The 2,703-nt window shown below is 66.2% G+C and carries 2 protein-coding genes; both read right to left on the reverse strand.

The annotated features are described in order from the left end of the window. A partial coding sequence (locus tag ACO6D5_RS29870; RefSeq protein ID WP_485827408.1) for a phosphoenolpyruvate carboxykinase (GTP) occupies positions 1–1,204 on the reverse strand: 1,204 nt, incomplete at its 3' end. A 141-nt stretch (positions 1,205–1,345) separates the two neighbouring features. Beyond that, a partial coding sequence (locus ACO6D5_RS29875; RefSeq protein ID WP_485827409.1) for an acyl-CoA synthetase occupies positions 1,346–2,703 on the reverse strand: 1,358 nt, incomplete at its 5' end.

Consider the following 2,703-nt stretch of genomic DNA (forward strand, 5'->3'; position numbering starts at 1 on the left):
GCGCGGTGAAGCGCGCGTTCGGGTGCGCGGCCTTGCGGCCGGTTTCGCGCGCGATGGCGGGCGTCCAGTCCTGGCCTTGCCAGTCGATCAGGTGCGCGGGCGGCGTGTCGGTCATGCCTTCCCACCAGACGTCGCCGTCATCGGTCAGCGCCACATTGGTGAAGATGACATTGGCCTTCAGGGTCGCCATGGCGTTGAAGTTGGTCTGCTCGCTGGTGCCCGGAGCCACGCCGAAATAGCCGGCTTCCGGGTTGATGGCGTGCAGGCGGCCATCGGCGCCCGGCTTGATCCAGGCGATGTCGTCGCCGATGGTGGTGACCTTCCAGCCGTCCATGCCTTGCGGCGGGATCAGCATGGCGAAGTTGGTCTTGCCGCAGGCGGACGGGAACGCGGCGGCCACGTGGTATTTGCGGCCCTTGGGCGAGGTCACGCCCAGGATCAGCATGTGTTCGGCCAGCCAGCCCTGGTCGCGCCCCATGGTGGAGGCGATGCGCAGCGCAAAGCACTTCTTGCCCAGCAGCGCATTGCCGCCATAGCCCGAGCCGTAGCTCCAGATCTCGCGGCTCTTGGGGAAATGCACGATGTACTTGGTGGGGTTGCACGGCCAGGCCACGTCGGCTTCGCCGGCGGCCAGGGGCTTGCCCACGGAATGCACGCAAGGCACGAAGTCGCCGTCGGTGCCCAGCACGTCATAGACCTGCTTGCCCATGCGCGTCATGATGCGCATGTTCACGGCCACGTAGGGGCTGTCGGACAGTTCCACGCCGATGTGGGCAATGTCCGAACCCAGGGGGCCCATCGAGAACGGCACGACGTACAGCGTACGGCCGCGCATGGCGCCTTCGAACAGGCCGTTGAGCGTGTCGCGCATCTGGGCCGGGTCGGCCCAGTTGTTGGTCGGGCCGGCGTCTTCGGGCCGGTCCGAACAGATGAAGGTGCGGTCTTCCACACGCGCGACGTCGGACGGATCCGAGCACGCCAGGAACGAATTGGGCCGCTTGGCGGGATTCAGCCTGCGCATCGTGCCGGACTGGACCATCTGTTCGCACAGGCGGTCATATTCCTCTTGCGAGCCGTCGCACCAGACGACGCGATCGGGTTTGGCCAACGCGACAAAACTGGCCACCCAGTCGATCAGGCCGCGATGCTTGACGTAGGCCGGCACGTTCAACGCCGCAAGGCCCCCATCCAATGGCTTATTCATTGGGGCTATCTCCATACTTAGACAAATGGTGATACGGCCCCAATTGCGTGGGGCCGTATGTAATTTGCGCCATCATACTTGCAGCGCGGGGCAACCCGTCAACCCATCCTCATGGACGAGTTTGTCACGGGTTGAGACGGCTCAGGAATAGCGGCCGTCACGCAACTCCCTGCGAATGATCTTGCCGGTGGCGGTGGTCGGCAAACTGGTTACAAAGCGGATCGCGCGCGGGTATTCATGCGCGGCCAAGCGGGTGCGGACATGCGCCTGCAGGGCCTTGACCAGCGCCTCGTCGCCGTCAAAGCCGTCGTTCAGCACCACATAGGCCATCACGATTTCCGTGCGCTGCTCGTCCGGCACGCCCACCACCGCCGCCATGCGCACGGCCGGGTGGCCGATCAGGCAGTCCTCGATGGGTGCGGGGCCGATGCGGTAGCCCGCGCTGGTGATGACGTCGTCATTACGCCCCACGAAGCGGATGAAGCCTTGCTCGTCGCGCACGCCCAGGTCGCCCGTCAGCAGGTAGTCACCCACGAATTTCTCGGCGGTGGCCTCGGGGTTGTTCCAGTAGCCCAGGAACATGACGGGGTCCGGCCGCAATACGCCGATGTTGCCCTCTTGTCCATCGGCCACTTCCACGCCCTGGTCATCCACAATAGCCACCCGATGCCCGGGCGCAGCACGGCCGATCGAGCCGATTTGCGGGTCGAACAGCGACGAGCACGACGACACCAGCATGTTGCATTCGGTCTGGCCATAGAACTCGTTGATGGTGACGCCCAGCACACGGCGGCCCCAGTCGATGAGCTCGGCCCCCAGCGATTCGCCGCCGCTTGCCACCGAACGCAGGGCCAGCGGGCCGGCCGCTTCGGGATAGGCCGCGCCGCGCATCATTTTCAGCGCGGTAGGCGGCAGGAAGGTGTGCGTGACGCCGTGGCGTGCCATCAGTTCCAGGGCGGAGGTGCCGTCGAACTTCTCGAAACGACGCGCCAGCACGGGCACGCCGTGGTGCCACGACGGCAGCAGCACATCCAGCAGGCCGCCGATCCAGGCCCAGTCGGCCGGCGTCCACATCAGCTTGGCGTTTTCGGGGAAGAACTCGTGCGACATCTCCACCCCGGGCAAATGCCCCAGCAGGACGCGATGCGCGTGCAGCGCGCCCTTGGGCTTGCCCGTGGTGCCCGACGTATAGATGATGACGGCGGGGTCGTCCGCCACGGTGCGCACCGGGGCGTAGTCGTCGGACTCGGCGGCCAGCGCCGGATGGAACGGCACAGCGCCGCCCTCGCCTTCGCCATCGATGCAATAGATGACCTTCAGGTCCGGCAAACTGGCGCGGATTTCAAGCAGCTTGCGGCAGCCCTCGGCGTCGGTCACCAGCGCCGCCGCGCCGCTGTTGGCCAGCCGGTACTGGATCGCGTCCACGCCGAACAGCGTGAACAGCGGCACCGCCACCGCGCCCATCTTGTAGACGGCGATGTGCGTCACCGCGGTCTCGG

It is taken from the genome of Achromobacter sp. (genome assembly GCF_057314935.1).